Origin of the sequence: Altericroceibacterium endophyticum (assembly GCF_009827595.1) — a bacterium.
In the GTDB taxonomy this organism is placed as follows: domain Bacteria; phylum Pseudomonadota; class Alphaproteobacteria; order Sphingomonadales; family Sphingomonadaceae; genus Altericroceibacterium; species Altericroceibacterium endophyticum.
Genome location: NZ_WTYT01000004.1, coordinates 186953 through 206802 on the forward strand (window position 1 = coordinate 186953; position 19850 = coordinate 206802).

The following is a 19850-nucleotide window of genomic DNA, read 5'->3' on the forward strand; positions in this document are numbered from 1 at the left end:
GCTCCGTGCCGGACTAACCCGAAATTGTCGAATGAATTGGTCGCTTAGAATGATTCGCGCAATGCGTCAACAGCCTACCGCTGCCGAATACGCAAAGCGCCAATCCACTATAACTTTTCAAATATCGCCATCCGCCCGCAAGATCAAAATCCGGCGAAACAGTGATCAGCGTGCCAGAACGCTTTCGATCGAAGCACTCACTTCATCCATGCCCGCCATCCCGTCAACACGGGTCACAATGCCTTGATCTTCATAGAAGGGCAGGATCGGAGCGGTCTTCTTGCGATATTCGGCCATCCGAGTGCGAACGGCCTCTTCATTATCGTCCTTGCGCCGCTTAAACTCGGTATTACCGCATTTGTCGCAGACGCCTTCCACTTTGGGCAGTTTGAACTGATCGTGATAGCCTTCGCCGCATTTGGCACAGGTGAAGCGACCTGTGATACGTTCCACCAATGCGTCTTCATTGACTTCCAGCTCGATCACGTGGTCCAGATTGCGACCATGCTTGGCGAGAATCTTGTCCAACTGCACAGCCTGATCTGAAGTGCGCGGGTAGCCGTCAAAAATGGCCCCGACGTCGTCACCCATGGCGGCCAGCTCGGCATCAATCAGGGCGGAAACGATTTTATCAGAAACCAGCTCACCGCGATCCATGATCTCTGCAGCCTTCACCCCAATCGGTGTTTTTGCCGAAACGGCAGCACGCAGCATATCTCCAGTAGAGAGCTGGCGCATCCCGTGATGATCCACGAGACGCCCCGACTGCGTGCCCTTGCCTGCGCCCGGAGGGCCAAGAAGAATAATGTTCATGTCTGCTCCCCCTCCGGAACGTCTTTAACGCAGCCGGCCCTTCAGTTTCGCTTTTTTGATCAGGTCACCATATTGGTGCGCCAGAAGATGTGACTGCATCTGCGTGATAGTGTCCACCGTCACATTGACCACAATCAACAGGCTGGTCCCGCCCAGGAACAGCGGAATCCCCGTTTGTGCGATCATATATTCTGGCACCACGCAAACCACTGTCAGATAGATCGCGCCGACCACGGTAATGCGTGTCAGGACGTAATCGAGATAATCTGCCGTTCGCTTGCCTGGGCGAATACCCGGAATGAAGCCACCGTTCTTTTTCAGATTTTCGGCAGTTTCTTCAGGATTGAACACCACTGCGGTATAGAAGAACGCAAAGAAGATGATCCCTGCCGCATAGAGCGCCATGTAAAGCGGCTGACCATGCTGCAAATACTGGTTCAGCGCGACGATAACACCGCCTGCGGTGCTTTCTGTGGAGACCGAATTGCCGGCAAACTGACTGATCGTCAGCGGCAGCAGCAGCAACGAGCTTGCAAAGATCGGCGGGATAACACCCGCGGTGTTGATCTTCAGCGGCAAGTGGCTGCGATCGGCCTGCATCATTCCGCGCTGCGTCGCCCGCTTGGGATACTGGATCAGAAGCCGGCGCTGAGCACGCTCCATGAAACAGATGCCCAGCACCAGAGCCACCAGCATGACAACGAGACCAATGATCGTGAAGGCACTGATAGAACCCGAACGACCGCCCTCAAACAGATTGGCGGTAAAGGTCGGGAACTGCGCAACGATACCCGCCATAATGATCAGCGATACGCCGTTACCAATACCGCGCGAAGTGATTTGCTCACCAAGCCACAGCAGGAACATCGTACCGCCGACGAGGCTGATCACCGCACTGATACGGAAAATATAGCCAGGATCGACCACTGCCTGCAGGCCGCTCTGCGCGCCATAGGCTTCGAGACCCGAGGCAAGGAACCAGCCCTGCACTGCGCAAAGGAAGACCGTGCCGTAGCGTGTGTATTGATTGAGCTTTGTGCGACCGCTTTCGCCTTCCTTCTTCAGCGCCATCAGCGCCGGATGAAGCGATGCAGCGAGCTGCACCACGATCGAAGCGGTAATATAGGGCATAACGCCGAGCGCGATGAGACTCATGCGCTCAAGGCTGCCACCCGAGAATGTGTTGAACAGATCGAGAATGCCGCCGCGCGTCTGCGCATAGAGATCCTGCAGGATCAACGGATTCACACCCGGCAGCGGAACGAAGCTTAGAAAGCGGAATACGATCAGTGCTCCGATCGTGAACCAGATCCTCTGCTTAAGCTCGGTCGCTTTCGAGAAATTGGCGAGGCTGAGATTGCTCGCAATATTATCGGCGCGTGATGCCATGGATTCGAAATGCCTTGTTTGGCCAAAAGCCTTGTTTGAGCAGCCGCCATTGGCTGGGCCGCCCCTTTGTTAGGTGCATGCCCATATAGGCAGTGGGCGGAGATGTCGAACCCCCGCCCACCAAATCATGTGATTATTCGGCAGCTTCAGCTGCTTCAGCCTTCTTCGGCGCGGTCACTTCAACCGAACCGCCAGCCTTTTCAATGGCCTCGATGGCACCCTTGGATGCCCCGGCAACCTTGAAAGCGACCTTGGCTTTCAGTTCGCCCTTGCCGAGCAAACGAACGCCATCCTTGCCGCCGCGCGTCAGACCGGCAGCCTTCAAAGCCGCCTGATCAACTGTGCCGGAAGCGTCAAGCTTACTCGAGTCGATGAACTTCTGGATCATGCCAATGTTCACCTCGGCATAGTCCTTGCCGAACGGATTGTTGAAGCCGCGCTTAGGCAGACGCATATGCAACGGCATCTGGCCGCCTTCGAAGCCCTTCACGGCCACGCCGGAACGAGCCTTCTGGCCCTTCTGACCACGTGCGGCAGTCTTGCCTTTACCCGAACCGATACCACGGCCCACGCGCATGCGGGACTTACGGGCACCTTCATTGTCGCGGATTTCATTCAGTTTCATAATTGCACTCGCTTTCGCTTTGTTCGCGCTGATAGGGAAGCGGGTCGCATAGGGTAATGCGTCCGCTCTGTGAACCCCCTACCTGTCAGGCAGGGATATAAAGAAAACCCCGAGCACACGGCCCGGGGTTTCTTGAACCGGCAATGAGGCGGCGGTCTTAATCGACCACTGCGACCATATGCGGCAATTTTGCGATAGCGCCACGTACTTCAGCGGTATCTTCCAATTCCACCACGCGATGCATCTTGCCGAGACCCAGGCCGATCAGAATTTTCTTCTGGCTTTCCGGGCGGCGGATCGGCGAACCGATCTGCTTGATCTTAATTTTCGCCATGATGAATTACTCCACGACTGCCGCGGCATCAGCTTCCGCTTCAGCCACGCTCGCACCGCCACGGCCGAGAAGATCAGCGATCTTCTTGCCCCGACGCTGAGCAACAGACTTCGGTGAAGTCTGATTCTGCAGAGCGTCGAAAGTGGCGCGGATCATGTTATAGGGATTGGATGAACCGACCGACTTGGTCACAACATCGGCGACGCCAAGGCTTTCGAAAACGGCGCGCATCGGACCACCGGCGATGATGCCGGTACCAGCAGGTGCCGAACGAACATTCACCTTACCGGCACCGAAACGGCCCTTGCCGTCATGATGCAGCGTGCGGCCTTCCTTCAGCGCAACGCGCACCATCTTTTTCTTGGCAGCTGCGGTAGCCTTGTTAATGGCTTCCGGAACTTCGCGAGCCTTGCCATGACCAAAGCCAACGCGGCCCTTGCCATCGCCCACGACAACCAAAGCTGCGAAGCCGAAGCGCTTACCACCCTTAACCGTCTTGGAAACACGGTTGATGTGGACCAGCTTTTCGATCAGCTCTTCGCCATCGTCGTCCTGGTTACGGCCGCCACGGCGATCATCACGACCACCACGGCCACGGCCACGGCCACCACCGCGATCGTCACGCCCGCCACGGCCACGGCCGCCACGGTTGTTGTTTTCGCGCTGCTGCGGCTGAGCACCGGCTTCGGCGGACTGATTTTCAGCCGCTTCGGTCGGAGCAGTGGTCGGCGTAGGCGTGGAGCCTGCGTTATCGACCTTCGGGGTTTCCTGGGTGTTGTTTTCTTCAGCCATCATCAGAACTCCAGCCCGCCTTCGCGGGCGGCGTCGGCCAGCGCTTTGACGCGACCATGGAACAGGAACCCGCCGCGATCGAACACGACGGACGTCACGCCAGCCTTCTTGGCAGCTGCGGCAATATCCTTGCCCACCTTGGCAGCGGCGTCGGAATTGGCGCCTGTGCCCTTGTCACCGAGGGTCGAAGCGGCGGCCAAAGTGCGGCCGGCCTGATCGTCGATGATCTGAGCATAGATGTGCTGCCCGGTGCGGTGCACCGACAGACGGGGACGGTTGGAACCGCGCGCTTTGAGAGCGGTGCGCACACGAGCGCGGCGACGTTCGAAAAGAGAAAGCTTTGCCATCTTACTTCTTCTTCCCTTCCTTGCGGAAGATGTACTCGCCGCGATACTTGATACCCTTGCCCTTATAGGGTTCCGGGGTCCGCCACTGACGGATCTCAGCAGCAAACTGGCCGACGGACTGTTTGTCGATACCACTGATTTCAATCGTGGTCTGATCCGGGGTTTTCACCTCGAGCCCTTCGGGAATGTCAAGATTGACATCGTGGCTGTAGCCAAGCTGAAGGTTCAGAACCTTGCCCTTGACGGCAGCACGATAACCAACACCACTGATTTCAAGCGTCTTGGAATAACCTTCCACAACGCCATCAACCAGATTGGCAACCATCGTACGCTGCATGCCCCAGAAGGAACGCGACTTTTTGGTTTGATTGATCGGAGTGACCGTGATGCCGGCATCATCGAGTTTATACTCGACGAGATCCGTCAGACCCATGGAAAGAGTTCCCTTGGGACCTTTGACGGTCAGCACGCGATCGTCGATATTCGCGGTGACGCCACTGGGGATCGCCACCGGTCTTTTACCGATGCGGCTCATCAGAAGACCTCCGCCAGCACTTCGCCACCGACATTATGCGTCCGTGCTTCGGCATCCGAGAGCACGCCACGCGGCGTCGAGACGATGGTGATGCCAAGACCGTTGCGGACATTCGGCAGTTCCTTGGAACCCGAATAAACACGGCGGCCCGGCTTGGACACGCGGGCGACATGCTTGATAGCAGGTTCGCCTTCGAAATATTTCAGTTCAATGCGCAGAGCAGGATGCTTGCCCGTGGCGTCTTCAGAGAAACCACGGATGAAGCCTTCACGCTTCAGCACTTCAAGAACATTCGCACGCAGCTTGCTGGCGGGAGAAAGGACAGAATCCTTCTTCGCCTGCTGGCCGTTGCGGATACGGGTGAGCATATCACCCAGGGGATCGGTCATAGCCATCTGTCAGATCCTCACCAGCTCGACTTGGTAACGCCTGGGATCAAGCCTTTATTGGCCAGATCACGCAGTTCGATACGGTTCAAGCCGAACTTACGGTAATAGCCGCGCGGACGGCCAGTGGTGGTGCAGCGATTGCGCACGCGGGTGGGATTCCCGTTGCGCGGAATTTCAGCCAGCTTCAGGCGGGCGATGAGGCGCTCGGTTTCGTCGAGCGACTTGTCATCGGCAACAGCCTTCAGCTTGGCGTATTTCGCCGCATATTTCTTAACGAGCTTCTTACGACGCTCGTTTTTATTGATCGAACTCAGTTTCGCCATTGGACTTAAGCTCTCTTCCTAGCGGCTTCAGGCCGCTTCCTTTTCTGCCTGCTCATCGGCAGGGAACGGGAAACCGAACAAACGCAGCAATTCGCGTGCTTCTTCGTCGGTCTTAGCGGTGGTGGTGACGATGATATCCATGCCACGGACTGTATCGATTTGGTCGTAGCTGATCTCAGGGAAGATGATCTGCTCTTTCAAACCCATGGCGTAGTTGCCACGGCCATCGAAACTCTTGGGGTTAAGCCCACGAAAGTCACGAATGCGCGGCATTGCGATCGTCACCAGACGGTCGAGAAATTCGTACATGCGTTCACTGCGCAAGGTAACCTTGCAACCGATCGGCATGCCTTCGCGCAGCTTGAACTGTGCGATGGATTTCTTCGCTTTGGTGATTACCGGCTTCTGACCAGCAATCTTTTCCATTTCGGCGGCTGCAATCTGAACCTTTTTCTTGTCCTGACTGGCTTCGCCCACACCCATGTTGAGCGTGATCTTTTCCAGCTTGGGAACTTCGAGGCGGTTCTTGTAACCGAACTTTTCGGTCATCGCCTTGACGATTTCATCGTCGAAGCGCTGACGCATGCGGGGCGTGTAATTCTCAGCCATCGATTGTCTCTCCGGACTTTACAGCAACCCGGACCTTTTTGCCGTCACGCTCTTCAAAGCGGACGCGGGTCGGTTTGCCGTCCTTCGGATCAGCGATCGCAACCTTGGCAATCGCCATCGGCGCGGGCGCACGATCGATGCCGCCCTGCGGGTTCACCTGGGTCGGCTTGCGGTGACGAGCAGCGACATTAACGCCGTCCACCACTACTTTGCCATCCTTCGGCATCACTTTGGATACCGTACCGGTGCGGCCCTTGTCCTTACCGGACAGAACGACGACCTGGTCACCCTTCTTGATCTTCGAAGCAGCCATTAGAGCACCTCCGGAGCAAGCGAAATGATCTTCATGAAACCCTTGTAGCGCAGTTCGCGGACTACCGGGCCAAAGATACGCGTACCGACGGGTTCTTCGTTCTTATTGACGAGAACAGCGGCATTGCTGTCGAAACGGATGACCGAACCGTCGGGACGGCGGACATCCTTCTTCGTGCGAACGATCACCGCGCGGTGAACATCGCCCTTCTTAACGCGTGCACGTGGCTGTGCCTCCTTCACGGAGACAACAATCACGTCACCGACGCTCGCAGTACGACGCTTCGAGCCACCCAGCACTTTAATGCACTGGACGCGCTTGGCGCCGCTGTTATCCGCGACGTCGAGATTGGATTGCATCTGGATCATTGATCCGGTTCCTTCTCGTTAGGCTTGCCGGAACAAGTCCGGCAGTTCCAAAAACGCTTCGCTATACGACTTAGATGTCGGCTTCAACCGCGGCGGTCGAACCAGCCTGAAGACGGTCTTTGACAATCCAGGTCTTGGTCTTGGAGATCGGTTTGGTCTCCTCGATGCGAACCTGCTCGCCCGTCTTGTAGACGTTCTCTTCGTCATGCGCGTGGTACTTCTTCGAACGGCGGATGATTTTCCCGTAAAGCGGGTGCTTCACCTTCCGTTCGACCAGTACGGTTACAGTCTTGTCGGTCTTGTCGGAGACCACGGTTCCGATCAGAATACGTTTCGGCATCGTGTGCTCCTTACGCCTTTGCTGCGCGGGCGCGTTCGCCCTGCAACGTCTTGATGCGGGCGATCTCGCGACGGACTTCTTTGATCCGGGCGGGACGCTCCAGCTGATTGGTTGCCGATTGGAAGCGCAGATTGAACTGCTCACGCTTCAATTCGGTCATGTCGGCGCTCAGCTGGTCATCAGTCTTGGCGCGGATATCTTCGATACTGGCCATGATTAACCCTCCAGATGCGAGGTGTCACCCAGACGGGCAACGACCTTGGTCTTGATCGGCAGCTTCATCGCCGCACGTTCGAATGCTTCTGCCGCAAGCGGGCCGGGAACACCGTCCAGCTCGAACATGATCCGACCGGGTTTGACACGAGCGGCCCAGAATTCGACCGAGCCCTTGCCCTTACCCTGACGAACTTCGGCAGGCTTTTTCGACACAGGAACATCGGGGAACACACGGATCCAAAGACGGCCCTGACGGCGGATGTGACGCGTAATCGCGCGGCGAGCCGCTTCGATCTGGCGTGCGGTAATCCGCTCGGGTTCCATCGCCTTCAGCCCATAAGAGCCGAAGTTCAGATCGGTACCACCCTTGGCGTTGCCGTGGATACGACCTTTAAACGCCTTGCGGAATTTGGTTTTCTTCGGTTGCAGCATTGTTTCTACTCAGCTCCCGATCTCAACGCGCCGGCCGGACGCCGGAAGTCTGTGCTTCCATCATCAGGCGGTCTTGCGACATCGGATCATTACCCAGGATTTCACCTTTGAAGATCCAGACTTTGATCCCGATGATGCCATAAGCGGTCAGCGCTTCAGCGTCGGCGTAATCGACATTAGCCCGCAGCGTGTGCAACGGAACGCGGCCTTCACGATACCATTCGACACGGGCGATTTCTGCACCGCCGAGACGGCCACCGCAAACGATCTTGATGCCTTCGGCACCCAGACGCAGGGCAGACTGCACAGCGCGCTTCATCGCACGGCGGAAGGCGATACGGCGGATCAGCTGATCGGCCACACCCTGAGCGACGAGCTTCGCGTCGATTTCCGGCTTGCGGATTTCAACGATGTTCAGCTTCACTTCGCTTGCAGTCATCGAAGCCAGCTTCTTGCGAAGCTTTTCAATGTCTGCGCCCTTCTTGCCGATGATTACACCGGGACGAGCAGCATAGATCGAGATACGGCACAATTTGGCCGGACGCTCAATCACCACCTTCGAAATCGCGGCCTGCGGCAGCGACTTCATGATGTGCTTGCGGATCTCGATATCTTCCTTGAGCAGGTTCGCATAATCACGCCCTTCGGCGTACCAACGGCTGTCCCAAGTACGGTTGATCTGCAGACGCAGGCCGATCGGATTGCTCTTTTGACCCATCGATCAGGCCTCCTCGACTTCGCGAACCACGATGCGCAGCCGACTGAACGGCTTGAGGATGCGCGTGGATTTACCACGGCCCCGCGTGTGGAAACGCTTCATGGTGATGGACTTACCAACACTGGCTTCGGCAACCACAAGGGCGTCGACATCCAGATCATGGTTGTTCTCAGCATTGGCGATCGCACTGGCGAGCACCTTCTGCGCGTCCTTAGCCATCGCCCGCTTCGAGAAGCTGAGAATATTCAGAGCTTCTTCGGCTTTCTTGCCGCGGATCAGACCAGCGACGAGGTTCAGCTTCTGAGCAGAACCACGAATGGTCGTGCCTACGGCCAGAGCCTCGTTGTCGGCGACGCGACGGGGAGCTTTCTGCTTGCTCATCAGCGCTTACCCTTCTTGTCGGCAGCGTGACCAGGGAAGCTGCGCGTGGGCGCAAATTCACCAAGCTTGTGGCCGACCATTTCTTCGTTGACCGTGACGGGAACGAATTTGTGGCCATTATAGACGCTGAACGTCAGACCTACGAAATCCGGCAAAATCGTCGAGCGACGCGACCAAGTCTTGATCGCACCACGGCCACCTGAATCCTGCGCACCTTGCGCTTTTTTCAGCAGGTGGAGATCGACGAACGGACCTTTCCAGACGGAACGTGCCATGTTCGATTACCTCTTTTTCTTCGCGTGGCGCGAACGGATGATCATCTTGTCCGTCTGCTTGTTATTACGGGTACGAGCGCCCTTAGTGGGCTTACCCCAAGGCGTCACAGGATGACGACCACCAGAGGTACGGCCTTCACCACCACCATGGGGGTGATCGACCGGGTTCTTCGCAACACCGCGAGTCAGCGGACGCTTGCCCATCCAACGGCGACGACCGGCCTTGGCCAGCGTCTGGTTGCCATTGTCAGGATTGGACACGGCGCCAACCGTACCCATGCAGTCACCGCGCAGGTAACGCTGTTCGCCCGAATTCAGACGAACGATCACCAGGCCGCGGTCACGGCCTACAAGCTGGACATACGAACCGGCACTACGGGCGATCTGGCCGCCCTTTGCCGGCTTCATTTCGACATTGTGGCAGATCGTGCCGACCGGCATTTGCGACAAGAGCATCGCATTGCCAGGCTTCACATCGACCTTCTCACCAGCGACAACCTTGTCACCCGGTGCAAGACGCTGCGGTGCGATGATGTAAGCGAGTTCGCCGTCATCATACTTCACCAGGGCGATGAAAGCAGTGCGGTTGGGATCGTATTCGATCCGCTCCACGGTGCCTTCAACGTCCCATTTGCGACGCTTGAAGTCCACATAGCGGTACTTTTGCTTGTGACCGCCGCCGATGCCACGCGAGGTGACATGACCTTTATTGTTCCGGCCACCGGTTTTGCGCTTGCCTTCCGTGAGCGACTTGACCGGCTTGCCCTTATAGAGCGCCGATTTGTCGACCAGGATGAGGCCGCGACGTGCGGGGCTCGTTGGTTTATAGTTCTTGAGTGCCATCGTTCTCTAGCCTCAGATACCGCTGGTGACGTCGATGGACTGGCCGTCGGCCAGCGTCACGATCGCCTTTTTCATGTCGGTGCGCTTATAGGGGCGACCCCGCCAGCGCTTCGTCTTGCCCTTTTGCACGATCGTGTTCACGCCGGTGACCTTGACGTCGAAAATCGCTTCAACCGCATCTTTGATCTGCGGCTTGGTCGAATCGTCAGACACCTTGAAAACAACCGCATTATGCTCGGAGAGCAAAGTGGTCTTTTCCGTGATGTGCGGAGCAAGGATCACGTCGTAATGACGGGCGTCGATTTCCTGCTTTTTAGCCATTGAAGCGCGCCTCCAGCTTTTCGACAGCGGCCTTGGTAAGGACCAGCGTGTCATGCTTCAGGATGTCATAGACGTTGGCGCCTACGGCCGGGAGGACATTGACACCAACCAGATTGCCAGCTGCCTTGCGGAAGCCGTCTTCAATCTGCTCGCCATCAATAACCAGAACCTTGCCGTTCCAGCCATTCTTGCCGAATGTCGCAGCCAGCGTCTTGGTCTTGGCTTCTGCCATTTCCAGACTGTCTACAACCACCAGGCCTTCTTTAGCCTTGCTGGACAAAGCCATCTTGAGGCCGAGAGCACGGATCTTCTTGTTGAGCGACTGCTCAAAATCGCGCTTACGGGCACCGTGGGCTTTACCACCACCGATGAAGATCGGAGCAGCGCGGTCGCCGTGACGAGCCGTGCCGCCACCCTTCTGCTTGCCCCATTTCTTGCCGGTGCGAGCAACATCGCTACGCTCACGGGTCGGACGAGCCGTTCCGCGGCGATTTTCGAGCTGCCACGTTACGACACGGTGCAGGATGTCGGCGCGCGGCTCAACACCGAAAACGGCATCGTTGAGCTCGAGATCGCCGGACGCCTTGCCGTCGAGTTTCTGGACCTTAACCTTCACGGCTCAGCCCTCCTTGCCATCATCGCCGGAGGCGTTGTTGCCCTCGGCAGCGTTGTTCTGATCGGCCGCAGGAGACGCTTCAGGAGCGTTCTTCGGCGCGTTCTTGTCGATCACCGCACCGGGGAACGGCAGACCTTCGGGAGCCGAAAGCTTGACCGCGTCACGAACCATCAGCCATCCGTTCTTCGAACCAGGGACAGAGCCCTTCACGAAAATCAGGCCGCGGTCGGCGTCTGTGCGCACGACTTCGAGATTTTGTTGCGTCCGCTGACGGTCACCCATGTGGCCGGCCATCTTCTTGTTCTTGAAGACCTTGCCCGGATCCTGACGCTGACCGGTCGAACCGTGCGAACGGTGAGAGAGAGAGACACCGTGCGAAGCGCGCAGACCACCGAAGTTCCAGCGCTTCATCGCACCAGCAAAACCCTTACCCTGGGTGTGACCGGTAATATCGACCTTCTGGCCGGCGATGAAATGCTCGGCACTGATGGTCGACCCGACGGGAAGGAGACCTTCCTCATTTTCGAGACGGAATTCAGCAACGCGCATTTTGAGCGACACTTCAGCCTTAGCGAAATGTTCGCGCTGCGGCTTATTCACATTTTTTTGCTTCGCTTCGCCCGCACCGACCTGGAGAGCTACATAGCCATCCGTGTCGGAGGTGCGATGGGAGACAACCTGACAATCTTCCAACGAAAGAACGGTAACCGGCACATGCCGACCATCTTCCTGGAAGATGCGGGTCATTCCCACTTTTTTCGCGATCACGCCAGTGCGCATGATCCAATCTCCTCAAACAGAGGCCTTCCCGGGCCCATCCCGAAAAGGCTTGCACAGCCCAGATTGTCATGCGTCGCCCCGTCCGGGCTGAGTTGCCCTCCAATGAAGGAGAGCGAGACGGGGGACGCAGCCCGGATAATTCCGGCGGTATCCCAAGAAGGAAGGCTTACCCTCCCCTCGCAGTTCCGATTTCCCGGAACCCCGCGCTGCCAGTAAAGCAGCTCTAGAAACTTGTCAGGCCTTTTTTGGTCCGGCCTGCAGGACAGCCCGCTTTCGCGGAAAGAAATCAGGCGGCTTAGGCCAGCTTGATTTCGACGTTAACACCCGCGGCGAGATCAAGCTTCATCAGCGCATCAACCGTCTGGGCATTGGGCTGCACGATGTCGAGCAACCGCTTATACGTACGCACCTCGAACTGCTCGCGCGACTTCTTGTCGATATGCGGACCGCGGTTCACGGTGAACTTCTCGATACGCGTCGGCAGCGGTATGGGGCCACGAATAAGAGCGCCGGTACGACGCGCGGTGTCTGCGATTTCGCCAGTTGCCTGGTCGAGAACGCGGTGATCGAACGCCTTAAGGCGAATGCGGATATTCTGAGCTTCCATGTCCACTTACCGATGCGAAAGAGCCAGAAAGGCCGGAGCCTTTCATAAAAAGTAAGAGACCGCCCCGCCTCGCTGAACCTCCGTAGGGAGTGAACAGGAAGGGGCGGCCTCTATAATTCTGACCGGACGACTCTGTTACGAGTCGCCCGATGAGCAGCCTATATTACTTAGCGATCTTGCTGACAACCCCTGAACCGACGGTACGGCCGCCTTCGCGAATTGCGAAGCGGAGACCTTCGTCCATGGCGATCGGCGCAATGAGCTTAACGTCGATGGTGACGTTATCGCCAGGCATGACCATTTCGGTGCCTTCGGGAAGAACCACTTCGCCGGTCACGTCCGTCGTACGGAAGTAGAACTGCGGACGATAGTTGGCGAAAAACGGCGTGTGACGACCGCCTTCATCCTTCGAAAGCACATAAACTTCTGCGCTGAACTCGGTGTGCGGCGTAACCGAACCCGGCTTAGCGAGAACCTGACCACGTTCCACGTCGTCGCGAGCGACACCGCGGATAAGTGCGCCGATGTTGTCACCAGCTTCACCGCGATCGAGCAGCTTGCGGAACATTTCAACGCCGGTCACGGTCGTCTTGGTGGTGTCCTTGATGCCGACGATTTCAACTTCGTCGCCAACATTCACAACACCGGTTTCGACACGGCCGGTCACAACCGTACCACGACCCGAGATCGAGAACACGTCTTCGATCGGCATCAGGAACGTCTGGTCAACCGGACGTTCCGGCTGCGGGATGTATTCGTCAACAGCCTTCATCAGTTCAATGATGGAGTTCTTGCCGATTTCATCGTCGCGGCCTTCGAGAGCGGCCAGAGCCGAACCCTTGACGATCGGAATATCGTCGCCATCGAAATCGTAGCTCGAGAGCAGTTCGCGAACTTCGAGTTCAACGAGCTCGAGGATTTCTTCGTCGTCAACCTGGTCAACCTTGTTCAGGTAAACAACCAGAGCCGGCACGCCGACCTGACGAGCAAGCAGGATGTGCTCGCGGGTCTGCGGCATCGGGCCGTCAGCAGCGTTCACAACCAGGATAGCGCCGTCCATCTGAGCCGCACCGGTGATCATGTTCTTCACATAGTCAGCGTGACCCGGACAATCGACGTGAGCGTAGTGACGTGCTTCGGTTTCATATTCGACGTGTGCCGTCGAAATGGTGATACCACGTTCACGCTCTTCGGGAGCCTTGTCGATATTGGCGAAGTCGACGGCAGCGCCGCCATAAACTTCGGCCATGACCTTGGTGATTGCAGCAGTCAGCGTGGTCTTGCCGTGGTCGACGTGACCAATGGTGCCGATGTTACAATGCGGTTTGTTCCGCTCGAATTTTTCCTTCGCCATTTCTTTTAACCTTCTGTCTTTCAGAATCAGATTTCTGCGGGAAAGTGACGGCACCCGCTGAAACAGGCGCCGCCCCTAAACGCTTGCGCTTGCTTAGGCAAGCTTCTCCTTGACTTCCGCCGCAACATTGGCCGGCACTTCGTCGTAATGAGAGAACTGCATGCTGTATTGTGCACGGCCCTGAGTGAAAGAGCGCAGCTCATTCACGTAACCGAACATATTGGCCAGAGGAACATGCGCTTCAACCGCCTGAGCGTTGCCGCGCGTGTCTGTGCCCTGGATCTGGCCACGACGGGAATTGAGATCCCCGATCACGTCACCCAGATAATCTTCCGGCGTCACAACTTCCACCTTCATGACCGGCTCAAGCAACTTGATGCCAGCCTTCTGGGCAGCTTCACGCATCGCGCCACGACCGGTGATTTCAAACGCCACCGTGCTCGAGTCGACGTCATGATATTTACCGTCGATCAGCTTGATGGTGAAATCGATGATCGGGAAGCCGACCAGATAACCACTATCGGCCTGTTCGCGCATGCCCTTCTCGACCGAGGGGATATATTCACGAGGAATATTACCGCCCTTGATCGCGTCCTCGAAGACAACGCCCTGGCCGCGTTCACCGGGGGTGACGATAACCTTGGCTTCACCGAACTGACCCGAACCACCCGACTGTTTCTTGTGGGTGTAGGTTACTTCGACTTCCTTCGCGAGCGACTCACGATAAGCCACCTGCGGAGCGCCAACATTGGCTTCCACCTTGAATTCGCGCTTCATACGATCGACGAGAATATCGAGGTGAAGCTCGCCCATTCCCTTGATGATCGTCTGACCGGATTCGTGATCGGTCGATACGCGGAATGAAGGATCTTCTGCAGCCAGGCGATTAAGCGCAACGCCCATCTTTTCCTGGTCGGCCTTGGTCTTTGGCTCCACCGACAATTCGATAACGGGCTCGGGGAATTCCATCCGTTCAAGAATGATCGGATGGGCCGAATCACACAGCGTATCGCCCGTGGTGGTTTCCTTCAGGCCCGCAATTGCCACGATGTCGCCAGCAAAGGCTTCATCGATGTCTTCCCGGTTGTTGGAATGCATCAGCAACATACGGCCGATCTTTTCCTTCTTCTCCTTGACCGAGTTCGTCACCGAACCCTTCGCAAGGCGACCCGAATAGATCCGGGTAAAGGTGAGCGTACCCACGAACGGATCGTTCATGATCTTGAAGGCCAGTGCAGAGAACGGCGCGTCGTCCGAAGACGGGCGGGTCTGTTCTTCGTCACTGTCAGGCAGAACGCCCTTAATGGCCTTCACGTCGATCGGGCTCGGCATGTAATCAACCACGGCATCGAGCAACGGCTGAACGCCCTTGTTCTTAAAGGCAGAACCGCACAGCACAGGAACGAATGCGCGTTCCAGCGTGCCCTTACGGATCAGACGCTTCAGCGTCGCCGCATCGGGTTCATTGCCTTCGAGATAGGCTTCCATCACTTCATCGTCCTGCTCAACAGCAGTTTCGATCAGCTTTTCGCGATATTCGGCAGCCTTGTCCTGCAGATCTTCAGGAATGTCGACATAGTTGAACGTCGCGCCGAGACCGTCATTTTCCCAGACGATGCCGCGATTGTTCACGAGGTCGACCACGCCCTGCAGGTCACTCTCTGCACCGATCGGCAGATAAAGAACCAGCGGCGTTGCGCCCAGACGATCGATGATCGACTGCACGCAATAATAGAAATCCGCACCGGTACGGTCGAGCTTGTTCACGAAGCACATCCGCGGCACTTCGTATTTGTCTGCCTGACGCCAAACGGTTTCGGACTGCGGTTCAACACCGGCCACGCCGTCAAACACAGCGACGGCGCCGTCGAGTACGCGGAGCGAACGTTCAACTTCAATCGTGAAGTCAACGTGTCCGGGCGTATCGATGATGTTGATGCGGTGCTCGGGGCCTTGACCATCTTCGGCCTGCCAGAACGTCGTCGTGGCAGCAGAAGTAATGGTGATGCCGCGTTCCTGCTCCTGCTCCATCCAGTCCATCGTAGCGGCGCCGTCATGGACTTCGCCGATCTTGTAGGACTTGCCGGTGTAGTAGAGGATCCGCTCGGTAGTGGTGGTCTTACCGGCGTCGATATGCGCCATAATACCAATATTGCGGTAATGTTCGATCGGATGGCTGCGGGCCATGATGAATTCCTCGGGTTTGTAGGAAGGCTTTCAAACGGAAAGCCTGCCCCATATAATAAAAAATGTGACCGCTTAAAGACCGCGCGAGCCCGTAGCTCCTGAAAAAAGCCACGGGCCGGCGAATTTAAACGATCCCCCCGCGCAAATTACCAGCGGTAGTGCGAGAAGGCGCGGTTGGCATCAGCCATACGATGCGTATCTTCACGCTTCTTGACCGCATTGCCGCGATTGTTCGCCGCATCCATCAGCTCACCCGAAAGACGGGCTGCCATGGTGGTTTCAGCACGGCCACGAGCCGCACCGATCAGCCAACGAATGGCCAGTGCCTGAGCACGTTCCGGGCGAACTTCAACCGGGACCTGATAGGTCGCACCACCAACACGGCGGCTGCGAACTTCCACTTGCGGCTTAACATTGTTGAGCGCTTCATGGAACATCTGGACCGGATCAGCCTTGGCCTTGGCTTCGACCGTGTCGAGTGCACCATAAACGATGCGCTCGGCAGTGGACTTCTTACCGTCAAGCATGAGGTTGTTCATGAACTTGGACAGAACCTGATCACCGAATTTGGGATCGGGCAGGATGACCCGCTTCTCGGGACGACGACGACGTGACATGTCGCAAAATTCCTTCTTGTTGCGCCCACACTACTCTTGTTCTTCACCCCCAATCGACCGGGAGCTGATGAGCAATGCGGCGCCTGAATATTTGTCTCGACCGGACTGAAAGGGTCAGCAAATCCATGACGAGGACGCATAAGACGCCCTCAAGAATATAAAGCTCACCCCGCCAACATCACTTCGGACGCTTGGCACCGTATTTGGAACGGCTCTGCTTGCGATCTTTCACGCCCTGCGTATCGAGAACGCCGCGCAGTACGTGGTAACGCACACCGGGAAGATCTCGCACACGGCCGCCACGGATCAGAACCACGGAGTGTTCCTGAAGGTTGTGGCCCTCACCGGGAATGTAAGAAATGACTTCGCGGCCATTGGTCAGACGGACCTTGGCAACTTTACGCAGAGCCGAGTTCGGCTTCTTCGGCGTCGTCGTGTAAACACGGGTGCAAACACCGCGCTTCTGCGGGTTCTGTTCCATCGCAGGGACCTTGCTCTTGGCCTTCTGCGGAACGCGGCCCTTGCGGACCAGCTGGTTAATAGTCGGCATGAAGTACTCTTCACCTGAATTTCTGGCATAGCGGGATTGCTGTACCAGGTCGCCTTTCCGGGCGAAAAACCGGCACCTTCCTCAAGCCAGGCGCTGCGGTCTGTGACCCGCACCCGCAATCCGATCGATTCCGGTTCGGCACTGAAAAAGAGGATGAAGTATCGCCGCTTTTGGCGGGCGGGCATTCCGGCGCATGTCCGGAAAATCCGCTCTCTCGCTCATGTCATCAAAGCCTGAAAGCAGATGCATATCCGCAAATCAGGCGACAACATAAGCGAGCCGAATCACTCCACCCGCACCTTTCGGCACCGGGTTACTTTGACGGCCGCCCCGCTTCGGACACCAAGGCGCCCGATCAATAGAGAGTCCAAGAAGCGCGCAAAACGCGCAATTCCAAGACTTAAAGGGGCTGACCGCCTATAGCGAACCGCCCCTTCCGAGACCAAACCGTCAATGTTCAGCTCTATCTACCCACGGCGGCGAACCGCCTGCGGATGAGGTGCCAATAGTGACATTCCGGTTCCCGGTCAAGTTACGCGACTGGGCATGGGCCAGCGGCGGCAGCACAGCTAAGACGTAGGAATGAAGCGCATCGCACAGGCTCTGTTAATGATGAAGCAACAATCCTGTTAACTGCTATTAACAGCCTTCGAAGGGCACTATTCGCTATTGATTACCTTCGGCTGTGACCAAAAATTAACACTCTTCACCTAGGTACTTTCAACTAGGTAAACAGAAATGCCGTGAGAGGGACCGAATGATACTCAGCAGCGACATCGGCGGCGAACGCGAAGGCGCGCAAGCAGCCCGTATTGCTGCAGAAAGCGGCGGCTTGGTGAATGAAAGGCCGCGCCTGTCCTTCATCGCGGATATCGCCGCCCGCCTTGTCGCCGTTAGCTGCCTCGGCACAATCGCCATCGCCGGGACGGCCTTCTTTTATCTGGACAAACAGATTGAACGCAGCACGCTCGAAAATCTAAGCGATTATGTGGCGGAACGAGGCCGGTCGGAAAGCGAATTGTTTGAGCGTGCAGATCGGTATCTTACCTTATTCAAGCAACAATATCTGGAATTATATTCAAATCCCGAAACGCTGTCGAAACTGGATTTCGATAAATATTACATGCGAACAGGTAATCAATCATGGCGCCTCAAGCCGCGTTATTACAACGGTTGGCAGGATACTAACGGGCTCACCCATTCAGGCACTTCTGCCTTTGTAGGGTCCGAAGCGATGCCGCTGGATGGCGATATAAAGCGCAGGTTGGTCCTCGGCTACATGCTGGTCGATCGATATGGCCCCGCCTGGGTGGGAGAATTTGCCAATCTGCATGCCAGCCTGCCCGAAGGCGCACTTATAATACACTGGCCAGGGGTGCCCTGGGGGCTCGATGCAGATGCCAATCTTACGATGAGCGAAGGAACCGTTGTGGGCTCCACGCTTAAACGCTTCAATCCTGAACGCAAGAATGTCTGGACGAGCCTTTATTTCGACAAAACTGCCCAGGCATGGACAGTGACCTATATGATGCCGGTGGATGCGCCTGATGGACAGCACCTGATTACGCCCAGCTTCGACATCGAACTCAATGATCTGGTCAGACGCGTGACCACCACCCACCCCTATGGCGGTTATTCGATGATTCTGTCGAGACAGGGCAATGTCGTCGCCCACCCTGCCCATCTGGCCGACGCGCTGAGCGAGGCCGGACAGCTTAGCATTGATGAGCTTGGAGATCCGGTCGTAAAGCATGTTTACGACCGTTTGTTCGAAGCAGATATCCCGCAAACTGGCTCGGCACGCGTCATTTCGGCTCCTGAAATCGGAGCCTATATTGGCGCCACCCAATTAGCAGGGCCGGATTGGTGGCTGATTACAGTGTACCCCGAATCCATTGTCACCAAAAATGTCCGTGACGCTGCCAATATGCTCTTCATGCTCATATTGGCACTGTCGGCCTTGCTGATTATCTCTGTGATGGTTGTTCTTCGCCGCTCGATCGCTCGCCCGCTCAAGGCACTGAAAGACGCCTCAGAACGCATTGCAAGCGGTGATTACAAATCCATTGCGCGAGGCGAGCTCGCATTGCCCGAAGACAGAAAGGACGAAATCGGTCTTCTTTCGCGTTCATTTCGCGGCATGGCGGAAAAGATCGGAGAGGCTAATCGCGACCTCGAACAGGCCGTCATCGACCGGACCATCGAGCTCGAACTCGCCAATCAGAAGCTTCGCGACTTATCACTTAAGGACTCGCTCACCGGCGCATTAAACCGGCGCGCTTTTGACCGTGATCTGGACGAGGCATTGCGCCGCAGCGATGATGTCGTGCTTACGCTTTTCGATATCGATTATTTCAAGCTTTTCAACGATACTTATGGCCATGCAGCAGGCGATGAGGCCCTTCGCCGTGTAACGACGATCCTGCGAGCGGCGCTGCCGCTCGGGCGTGTCTATCGCTATGGCGGCGAGGAAATCGCCGTTTTGCAAGTTTCCAGCGACCCGAAAGAAGCGCTCCACGCCGCTGCGCAAGCAGCCAAAACCGTGGCCAACATCGCGATGCCCCATGAGGCAAGCGAATTTGGTGTGATTACGATCAGCGGCGGCAGCGCACTACTCAAAACCTATAGCGAAAGCGCGGAAATGGCGCTCAATGCCGCAGATAGAGCGCTCTACAGAGCAAAAAATGCAGGCCGCAACCGGGTCTTCAGCGCAGAATTAACAACCGCATCCTAAGCTGCCAACGCGCTAACGCCGTATGATAAGCAAACTTGGCAA

The 19850-nt window shown here is 56.7% G+C and carries 28 protein-coding genes; 1 reads left to right on the plus strand and 27 read right to left on the minus strand.

Annotated elements, in window-relative coordinates; translation table 11 throughout:
* Positions 1-165: 165 nt before the first annotated feature.
* The 27 genes from GRI91_RS10050 to rpsL all read right to left on the minus strand — a co-directional run bounded on the left by GRI91_RS10050 (position 166) and on the right by rpsL (position 17074).
* Positions 166-813, minus strand: coding sequence for an adenylate kinase (locus GRI91_RS10050; RefSeq protein WP_160736544.1), 648 nt, complete (start codon positions 811-813; stop codon positions 166-168).
* 24 nt (positions 814-837) lie between these two features.
* Positions 838-2202: a preprotein translocase subunit SecY gene (gene secY / locus GRI91_RS10055; protein WP_160736545.1), complete on the minus strand. Its 1365-nt coding sequence runs from the start codon at positions 2200-2202 to the stop codon at positions 838-840.
* Positions 2203-2335: 133 nt separating this feature from the next.
* The gene (gene rplO / locus GRI91_RS10060) at positions 2336-2827 is read right to left on the minus strand and encodes a 50S ribosomal protein L15 (protein ID WP_160736546.1); all 492 of its coding nucleotides are present in this window, start codon (positions 2825-2827) and stop codon (positions 2336-2338) included.
* 157 nt (positions 2828-2984) lie between these two features.
* Positions 2985-3161, minus strand: a complete 177-nt coding sequence (gene rpmD, locus GRI91_RS10065) for a 50S ribosomal protein L30 (protein ID WP_088307932.1) — start codon at positions 3159-3161, stop codon at positions 2985-2987.
* A 6-nt stretch (positions 3162-3167) separates the two neighbouring features.
* Complete coding sequence (gene rpsE, locus GRI91_RS10070) at positions 3168-3956, minus strand: 30S ribosomal protein S5 (protein WP_419866838.1); 789 nt, start codon at positions 3954-3956, stop codon at positions 3168-3170.
* Positions 3956-4300, minus strand: coding sequence for a 50S ribosomal protein L18 (rplR, locus tag GRI91_RS10075; RefSeq protein ID WP_160736547.1), 345 nt, complete (start codon positions 4298-4300; stop codon positions 3956-3958). The genes rpsE and rplR overlap by 1 nt, the downstream gene beginning before the upstream one ends.
* A gap of 1 nt (position 4301) precedes the next feature.
* Positions 4302-4835, minus strand: coding sequence for a 50S ribosomal protein L6 (gene rplF, locus GRI91_RS10080; protein WP_160736548.1), 534 nt, complete (start codon positions 4833-4835; stop codon positions 4302-4304).
* A complete protein-coding gene (rpsH, locus tag GRI91_RS10085) occupies positions 4835-5230 on the minus strand; it encodes a 30S ribosomal protein S8 (protein ID WP_160736549.1) in 396 nt (131 codons plus the stop codon). The genes rplF and rpsH overlap by 1 nt, the downstream gene beginning before the upstream one ends.
* An 11-nt stretch (positions 5231-5241) precedes the next feature.
* A complete protein-coding gene (gene rpsN / locus GRI91_RS10090) occupies positions 5242-5547 on the minus strand; it encodes a 30S ribosomal protein S14 (protein ID WP_160736550.1) in 306 nt (101 codons plus the stop codon).
* 27 nt (positions 5548-5574) lie between these two features.
* Positions 5575-6156: a 50S ribosomal protein L5 gene (rplE, locus tag GRI91_RS10095; RefSeq protein WP_160736551.1), complete on the minus strand. Its 582-nt coding sequence runs from the start codon at positions 6154-6156 to the stop codon at positions 5575-5577.
* Positions 6149-6469 carry a 50S ribosomal protein L24 gene (gene rplX / locus GRI91_RS10100; RefSeq protein WP_160736552.1) on the minus strand — a complete coding sequence of 107 codons (321 nt, stop codon included), beginning with the start codon at positions 6467-6469 and terminating at the stop codon, positions 6149-6151. Before rplX ends, rplE begins: the two co-directional genes overlap by 8 nt.
* Positions 6469-6837: a 50S ribosomal protein L14 gene (gene rplN, locus GRI91_RS10105; protein ID WP_160736553.1), complete on the minus strand. Its 369-nt coding sequence runs from the start codon at positions 6835-6837 to the stop codon at positions 6469-6471. The genes rplX and rplN overlap by 1 nt, the downstream gene beginning before the upstream one ends.
* A 70-nt stretch (positions 6838-6907) precedes the next feature.
* Positions 6908-7177 carry a 30S ribosomal protein S17 gene (gene rpsQ / locus GRI91_RS10110; RefSeq protein ID WP_160736554.1) on the minus strand — a complete coding sequence of 90 codons (270 nt, stop codon included), beginning with the start codon at positions 7175-7177 and terminating at the stop codon, positions 6908-6910.
* A gap of 10 nt (positions 7178-7187) precedes the next feature.
* The gene (gene rpmC / locus GRI91_RS10115; protein ID WP_160736555.1) at positions 7188-7391 is read right to left on the minus strand and encodes a 50S ribosomal protein L29; all 204 of its coding nucleotides are present in this window, start codon (positions 7389-7391) and stop codon (positions 7188-7190) included.
* A gap of 2 nt (positions 7392-7393) precedes the next feature.
* Positions 7394-7825 carry a 50S ribosomal protein L16 gene (gene rplP / locus GRI91_RS10120; RefSeq protein WP_160736556.1) on the minus strand — a complete coding sequence of 144 codons (432 nt, stop codon included), beginning with the start codon at positions 7823-7825 and terminating at the stop codon, positions 7394-7396.
* Between the two features lie 22 nt (positions 7826-7847).
* Positions 7848-8543, minus strand: coding sequence for a 30S ribosomal protein S3 (rpsC, locus tag GRI91_RS10125; RefSeq protein ID WP_160736557.1), 696 nt, complete (start codon positions 8541-8543; stop codon positions 7848-7850).
* Positions 8544-8546: 3 nt separating this feature from the next.
* Positions 8547-8924 carry a 50S ribosomal protein L22 gene (rplV, locus tag GRI91_RS10130; RefSeq protein WP_160736558.1) on the minus strand — a complete coding sequence of 126 codons (378 nt, stop codon included), beginning with the start codon at positions 8922-8924 and terminating at the stop codon, positions 8547-8549.
* On the minus strand, positions 8924-9199 hold the full coding sequence (gene rpsS / locus GRI91_RS10135; protein ID WP_160736559.1) for a 30S ribosomal protein S19: 276 nt from the start codon (positions 9197-9199) through the stop codon (positions 8924-8926). The genes rplV and rpsS overlap by 1 nt, the downstream gene beginning before the upstream one ends.
* A 6-nt stretch (positions 9200-9205) precedes the next feature.
* On the minus strand, positions 9206-10042 hold the full coding sequence (gene rplB, locus GRI91_RS10140; RefSeq protein WP_160736560.1) for a 50S ribosomal protein L2: 837 nt from the start codon (positions 10040-10042) through the stop codon (positions 9206-9208).
* A 12-nt stretch (positions 10043-10054) separates the two neighbouring features.
* Positions 10055-10363 (minus strand): 50S ribosomal protein L23, encoded by a 309-nt coding sequence (locus GRI91_RS10145; protein WP_160736561.1) that lies wholly within the window; start codon positions 10361-10363, stop codon positions 10055-10057.
* Entirely contained in the window at positions 10356-10979 is a 624-nt protein-coding gene (rplD, locus tag GRI91_RS10150; RefSeq protein WP_160736562.1) for a 50S ribosomal protein L4, read from the minus strand. The genes GRI91_RS10145 and rplD overlap by 8 nt, the downstream gene beginning before the upstream one ends.
* 3 nt (positions 10980-10982) lie before the next feature.
* Complete coding sequence (gene rplC / locus GRI91_RS10155) at positions 10983-11759, minus strand: 50S ribosomal protein L3 (RefSeq protein WP_160736563.1); 777 nt, start codon at positions 11757-11759, stop codon at positions 10983-10985.
* Positions 11760-12054: 295 nt separating this feature from the next.
* Positions 12055-12366 (minus strand): 30S ribosomal protein S10, encoded by a 312-nt coding sequence (rpsJ, locus tag GRI91_RS10160; protein WP_034905023.1) that lies wholly within the window; start codon positions 12364-12366, stop codon positions 12055-12057.
* A gap of 163 nt (positions 12367-12529) precedes the next feature.
* A complete protein-coding gene (tuf, locus tag GRI91_RS10165; RefSeq protein WP_160736564.1) occupies positions 12530-13720 on the minus strand; it encodes an elongation factor Tu in 1191 nt (396 codons plus the stop codon).
* Positions 13721-13813: 93 nt separating this feature from the next.
* The gene (fusA, locus tag GRI91_RS10170; RefSeq protein ID WP_160736565.1) at positions 13814-15907 is read right to left on the minus strand and encodes an elongation factor G; all 2094 of its coding nucleotides are present in this window, start codon (positions 15905-15907) and stop codon (positions 13814-13816) included.
* A gap of 146 nt (positions 15908-16053) precedes the next feature.
* A complete protein-coding gene (rpsG, locus tag GRI91_RS10175) occupies positions 16054-16524 on the minus strand; it encodes a 30S ribosomal protein S7 (protein ID WP_160736566.1) in 471 nt (156 codons plus the stop codon).
* 178 nt (positions 16525-16702) lie between these two features.
* Positions 16703-17074, minus strand: coding sequence for a 30S ribosomal protein S12 (rpsL, locus tag GRI91_RS10180; protein ID WP_047820267.1), 372 nt, complete (start codon positions 17072-17074; stop codon positions 16703-16705).
* A gap of 757 nt (positions 17075-17831) precedes the next feature.
* On the opposite strand from rpsL, the gene GRI91_RS10185 reads away from it, so the two are divergent.
* Positions 17832-19808 carry a diguanylate cyclase gene (locus tag GRI91_RS10185; protein WP_160736567.1) on the plus strand — a complete coding sequence of 659 codons (1977 nt, stop codon included), beginning with the start codon at positions 17832-17834 and terminating at the stop codon, positions 19806-19808.
* Positions 19809-19850 lie beyond the last annotated feature (42 nt).

Coding starts and splice junctions, on each gene's coding strand:
- GRI91_RS10050 (WP_160736544.1), bottom strand. CDS start 813: ATGAACATTATTCTTCTTGGCCCTCCGGGCGCAGGCAAGGGCACGCAG.
- secY (WP_160736545.1), bottom strand. CDS start 2,202: ATGGCATCACGCGCCGATAATATTGCGAGCAATCTCAGCCTCGCCAAT.
- rplO (WP_160736546.1), bottom strand. CDS start 2,827: ATGAAACTGAATGAAATCCGCGACAATGAAGGTGCCCGTAAGTCCCGC.
- rpmD (WP_088307932.1), bottom strand. CDS start 3,161: ATGGCGAAAATTAAGATCAAGCAGATCGGTTCGCCGATCCGCCGCCCG.
- rpsE (WP_419866838.1), bottom strand. CDS start 3,956: ATGATGGCTGAAGAAAACAACACCCAGGAAACCCCGAAGGTCGATAAC.
- rplR (WP_160736547.1), bottom strand. CDS start 4,300: ATGGCAAAGCTTTCTCTTTTCGAACGTCGCCGCGCTCGTGTGCGCACC.
- rplF (WP_160736548.1), bottom strand. CDS start 4,835: ATGAGCCGCATCGGTAAAAGACCGGTGGCGATCCCCAGTGGCGTCACC.
- rpsH (WP_160736549.1), bottom strand. CDS start 5,230: ATGGCTATGACCGATCCCCTGGGTGATATGCTCACCCGTATCCGCAAC.
- rpsN (WP_160736550.1), bottom strand. CDS start 5,547: ATGGCGAAACTGAGTTCGATCAATAAAAACGAGCGTCGTAAGAAGCTC.
- rplE (WP_160736551.1), bottom strand. CDS start 6,156: ATGGCTGAGAATTACACGCCCCGCATGCGTCAGCGCTTCGACGATGAA.
- rplX (WP_160736552.1), bottom strand. CDS start 6,469: ATGGCTGCTTCGAAGATCAAGAAGGGTGACCAGGTCGTCGTTCTGTCC.
- rplN (WP_160736553.1), bottom strand. CDS start 6,837: ATGATCCAGATGCAATCCAATCTCGACGTCGCGGATAACAGCGGCGCC.
- rpsQ (WP_160736554.1), bottom strand. CDS start 7,177: ATGCCGAAACGTATTCTGATCGGAACCGTGGTCTCCGACAAGACCGAC.
- rpmC (WP_160736555.1), bottom strand. CDS start 7,391: ATGGCCAGTATCGAAGATATCCGCGCCAAGACTGATGACCAGCTGAGC.
- rplP (WP_160736556.1), bottom strand. CDS start 7,825: ATGCTGCAACCGAAGAAAACCAAATTCCGCAAGGCGTTTAAAGGTCGT.
- rpsC (WP_160736557.1), bottom strand. CDS start 8,543: ATGGGTCAAAAGAGCAATCCGATCGGCCTGCGTCTGCAGATCAACCGT.
- rplV (WP_160736558.1), bottom strand. CDS start 8,924: ATGAGCAAGCAGAAAGCTCCCCGTCGCGTCGCCGACAACGAGGCTCTG.
- rpsS (WP_160736559.1), bottom strand. CDS start 9,199: ATGGCACGTTCCGTCTGGAAAGGTCCGTTCGTCGATCTCCACCTGCTG.
- rplB (WP_160736560.1), bottom strand. CDS start 10,042: ATGGCACTCAAGAACTATAAACCAACGAGCCCCGCACGTCGCGGCCTC.
- GRI91_RS10145 (WP_160736561.1), bottom strand. CDS start 10,363: ATGGCTAAAAAGCAGGAAATCGACGCCCGTCATTACGACGTGATCCTT.
- rplC (WP_160736563.1), bottom strand. CDS start 11,759: ATGCGCACTGGCGTGATCGCGAAAAAAGTGGGAATGACCCGCATCTTC.
- rpsJ (WP_034905023.1), bottom strand. CDS start 12,366: ATGGAAGCTCAGAATATCCGCATTCGCCTTAAGGCGTTCGATCACCGC.
- tuf (WP_160736564.1), bottom strand. CDS start 13,720: ATGGCGAAGGAAAAATTCGAGCGGAACAAACCGCATTGTAACATCGGC.
- fusA (WP_160736565.1), bottom strand. CDS start 15,907: ATGGCCCGCAGCCATCCGATCGAACATTACCGCAATATTGGTATTATG.
- rpsG (WP_160736566.1), bottom strand. CDS start 16,524: ATGTCACGTCGTCGTCGTCCCGAGAAGCGGGTCATCCTGCCCGATCCC.
- rpsL (WP_047820267.1), bottom strand. CDS start 17,074: ATGCCGACTATTAACCAGCTGGTCCGCAAGGGCCGCGTTCCGCAGAAG.
- GRI91_RS10185 (WP_160736567.1), top strand. CDS start 17,832: ATGATACTCAGCAGCGACATCGGCGGCGAACGCGAAGGCGCGCAAGCA.